The sequence below is a fragment of the Massilia sp. genome, assembly GCF_046293535.1.
Lineage (GTDB): Bacteria > Pseudomonadota > Gammaproteobacteria > Burkholderiales > Burkholderiaceae_D > Telluria.
This window is the reverse complement of the sequence record NZ_JBKBOV010000085.1, coordinates 1-3,991: the sequence shown is the minus strand read 5'-3', so window position 1 is coordinate 3,991 and position 3,991 is coordinate 1. Positions and strand designations below refer to the sequence as shown.

The window sequence follows — 3,991 nt, the reverse complement described above, 5'->3', positions numbered from 1 at the left end:
CTTTTTTGTGAACATTTGATAATTTAAGTAATCACTGACCGAAGCCAGCGGCACCTTCATCAAACGCCCACACTTATCGACTGTTGATTGTTAAAGAACCGTTGTTCTGTTCTGCTATCGCCACGAAGCGTTGTGTTCGTCAGCAGCAGAGAAGCGAGATTATGCGGTGTTCTGCGTTTATCGTCAAGCCCCTCTTTTCTTCTTTCGCTGTCGCTGCTTTGAAAGCTGCGATGTGCGCTGAAGAAACGAGACTATATCAAATGCCCGTATGCGGCGCAAGTAGGCTCAGAGCGAACAAACCACACTCCCACCATCGCCTACCATAGCCCCAGTCTATCAACCTCTTCAATTAAATTTGCTTTTAACTATGAATGAGAATCGCTATCATTTGCAATACAGCAGTGTTAACGAAGCATAGGAACAGTCAACATGGTCATCGCCGCCAAGAAAACCAGCCAGGTCATCGCCCATATGACAATCGCCTTCGTGATTGCCTATGCGGTCACGGGTTCGGTCGTCTTCGGCGGACTGGCAATCGTCATCGAACCCATCATCAACGTACTGCTCCTCCCCCTGCACGAGAAGGCATGGGCTGCGATCCGCGCCCGCGCCCTGAACGAACGCGAGCGTTACCTGCGCATCGCTGCGGAGAAACTCAGCCAGACCGCGCTCCACATGGGCGTGGCCTTTGCGGTGATGTATGTCGCCACGGGCTCGCTCGCCTTCGGCGGCATGGCCGCCATTCTCGAGCCGATCTGCAACGTCCTGCTGCTTCCAGTCCATGATCGCTTCTGGAACAAGCTGGAACTGCGCCTGAACGGAAGCCTGCGCGCTGCCTGAGCATGGCGTAAGCATGCAAATAAGACACTAAAGCTGCGGTTGCCAGTGTTACTGCGACGCTAATGTGGACACGTTGCCCGCACTCCAGCCCTGGCGAGCTCCGCCTACGACCAGATGAGGCAGTGATGAGCAAGATCGTCTGGCCTGCCTCGCGTTCCGAAGCGGCCGAGCTGATTCGAACACGGGAATGGAACGCGACTGCGCTCGGCCCTGTCGACAGTTGACCTGCCGTCCTGCGCACGCTGACCGACGTCGTCCTGCGCTCGCCCGCCAGCATGGCCCCGATTTGGGGCGAGGACCGCACCCTCCTCTACAACGACGGCTACGCCCGGGTGTGCGGCGGCAAGCATCCGCACGTCCTCGGCACATCGGTGCTGGACGCCTGGCCGGAAGCCCGCGGCTTCAACGAGGAAGTCTTCGCTGCCTATTTCGCCGGCGAAGAGCGGGTCTTTCGCGACGCCCGCTTCGTCCTCGGCCGCCATGGCGTGCCGGAGGAAATCTGGTTCGATCTCTATTACGGTCCGGCGGTCGACGAACACGGCGTGGTGCGCGGAGTGCTGGCGACAGTGCTGGAAACGACCGACCGGGTACGTACCGCAGCAGCGGGAACACCATGAAACCCATCTCGAGCAGCTCAATTGCGACCTGGACGCCTTGCGCGTCACGCTCGAACAGGCCAACCGCCGCCTGTCCAGTGACATGGACTTCCTCAACACCCTGTTCCGCCAGGCCCCGAGCTTCATGGCGGTGCTCTCCGGCGCCGACCATGTGTTCGCGCTTGCCAACGACGCCTACCTGAAATTGGTGCAGCATCGTCCCATCCTCGGCAAGCCGGTGCGGCTCGCGCTGCCGGAACTCGACGGACAGGGCATCTACGATTTGCTCGACGGTGTCTACACGAGCGGCGAGCCCTATCACGGCCGCAAGCTCGAGGTCCAGCTGGACCGTGGCAACGGCCAGGGCATGGAACGCCGCATCCTCGACTTCGCCTACCAGCCACTGAAGGATGCGGACGGACGGATCCAGGACATCTTCGTCGAAGGCGTCGACGTGACCGACCATGCGCTCACCGAAGAGCGGGTGCGTGTCGCGCAGGAAGCCGGCGGAGGCGGCACCTTCGAGTGGTACCCGAGCACCGGCAAGCTGGTGGTGTCGGATGCCTACCGCCGCATCTGGGGCTTCGCGCCGGACGTCGAAGTCACGGCCGAGCTGCTGCTGGGCCGGGTCGACCCGGCCTACCTGCACCTGGCCGGCCCAAACCGCATCGGCAGCGAGTCGAAGCCGCTGCGCTACTCGGAATACCTGATCACCCGGACCGACAACGGCGAACGACGCTGGATCGCGCAAACGCACCAAAGAAAGCCTGCGGCAGGCAGAAGCGGCGCTACGCGAACTGAACCAGTCACTGGAACGCAAGGTCGTGCTGGAGGTATCCGAGCGGGTCAAGGCCGAGGATGCGCTGCGCCAGGCGCACAAGATGGAAGCGGTCGGCCAGCTGGCCAGCGGCGTGGCACACGACTTCAACAACGTCCTGCAGATCATTTCCAGCAACCTGCAGCTGATGGAACTGGACGGAATCGGCAGCGTGCTCGGCGCACGCGTGGCCAGCGCGGTGGCCGCCGTCGAACGCGGCTCCAAGCTATCCTCGCAACTACTGGCGTTTGCGCGCCGGCGGCCACTGCAGCCGGTCGCCACCGACCTCGAACGCCTGCTGGCCGACATGGAGTCGCTGCTGCTGCGCGCCCTGGGCGACCGGATCGTGCTCGACCTGCGCCGCACGCCGGGCCTCTGGAATGCCGGGGTGGACCGCAACCAGCTCGAGAACGCGATCCTCAACATGGCGATCAATGCGCGCGACGCGATGGACGGCAGCGGGCGCCTGACGATCGGCGTCGACAACGGCGATGCGTCCGCGGGCCACGTGCGCCTGTCGATCGCCGACACGGGCTGCGGCATGACGCCGGAAGTGCTCGAGAAGATTTTCGAGCCGTTCTATACGACCAAGGCGCCCGGCGAAGGCACGGGGCTGGGCATGAGCATGGTGTACGATTTCGTCAAGCAAAGCGCGGCGAGATCCGTATCGACAGCAGACCCGGAGCAGGAACGACGATCACGATCCTGCTCCCGCGCGCCGACGGCGAGGCCCTGCACATGCAGGCCGCGGGCGAAACCTGCGTGCCGGGCGGCGACGAAACCATCCTGGTGGTCGACGACGACGAAGCGGTGGTGGCGGCCACCGAAGACCGTCCTGCACCTGGTGCAGAACGCCACGCAAGCCATGGACAAGGACGGACGGCTCGAGGTGGCGGTCGACGCGGCGCATTGGCCGGGCGATCCCGGAACCGGCGAGGCACCGGCTTACCTGCGGGTGCGCATCGCGGACAACGGCGCCGGCATGGGCGACGAGGCGCTGCGGCGCGTTCGAGCCCTTTTACTCGACCAAGACGGGCCAGCGCCGTGCCGGCCTGGGATTGAGCCTGGCCTTCGGCTTCGTGAAACAGAGCGGCGGGCAGATCGACCTGGCGAGCGAGGCCGGCAGTGAAACGACCGTGAGCATGTACTTCCCGCTGCTGCAGGCCGCTGGAGGCGAAGTCGCGCCGGCGACGCTACCTCCCGCGCTGCGGACCGTACTGCTGGTGGAAGATGAAGCCCCGGGGCGGCAAGCCAGTAGCGAGGTGCTGCGCAAGCTTGGCTTGTGCGTGCTCGAAGCGGCGGACGGCGAGACCGCGCTGGGCATGATCCGCCAGGGCCTGCCGATCGATCTCGTGTTCACCGACCTGGTGATGCCGGGCCAAGTGCGCGGCCAGGATCTTGCGGCAGCAACGGCGCACTACCTGCCGCAGGCGAAGCTGCTGTTCGCATCGGGCTATCCGGGGGAAGGCGGGGCGGACGACGACCTGCTTGGACACACAACTGCTGCGCAAGCCCTACCGGCTCGAAGAGATGGCGCGACTGGTGCGGCAATTGCTGGCCGAAGACTGAAAAGAGAGTCGACACACGGGCATGCGCTCCGTTTTTCGCTATCTGAACGCAAAAAACCCCACCAGAATCATCTGGTGGGGTTTTTCATATAACTAGCCTGACGATAACCTACTTTCACACTGGTTGCAGCACTATCATCGGCGCAAAGTCGTTTCACGGTCCTGTTCGG

At 63.2% G+C, this 3,991-nt stretch carries 4 protein-coding genes and 1 pseudogene; all 5 read left to right on the top strand.

Annotation, left to right across the window (positions count from 1 at the left end; all coding sequences use genetic code 11):
* Positions 1–429 precede the first annotated feature (429 nt).
* Positions 430–840 (top strand): DUF2061 domain-containing protein, encoded by a 411-nt coding sequence (locus tag ACK4S9_RS23120; protein ID WP_409730273.1) that lies wholly within the window; start codon positions 430–432, stop codon positions 838–840.
* Between the two features lie 233 nt (positions 841–1,073).
* Entirely contained in the window at positions 1,074–1,457 is a 384-nt protein-coding gene (locus ACK4S9_RS23115; RefSeq protein WP_409730275.1) for a PAS domain S-box protein, read from the top strand.
* 82 nt (positions 1,458–1,539) lie between these two features.
* Positions 1,540–1,887 (top strand): annotated as a pseudogene (locus tag ACK4S9_RS23110) (PAS domain-containing protein); the annotation flags it as partial.
* Between the two features lie 373 nt (positions 1,888–2,260).
* Positions 2,261–3,382 (top strand): ATP-binding protein, encoded by a 1,122-nt coding sequence (locus ACK4S9_RS23105; RefSeq protein ID WP_409730271.1) that lies wholly within the window; start codon positions 2,261–2,263, stop codon positions 3,380–3,382.
* Positions 3,312–3,914, top strand: coding sequence for a response regulator (locus tag ACK4S9_RS23100; RefSeq protein ID WP_409730269.1), 603 nt, complete (start codon positions 3,312–3,314; stop codon positions 3,912–3,914). Before ACK4S9_RS23105 ends, ACK4S9_RS23100 begins: the two co-directional genes overlap by 71 nt.
* Positions 3,915–3,991: the final 77 nt, after the last annotated feature.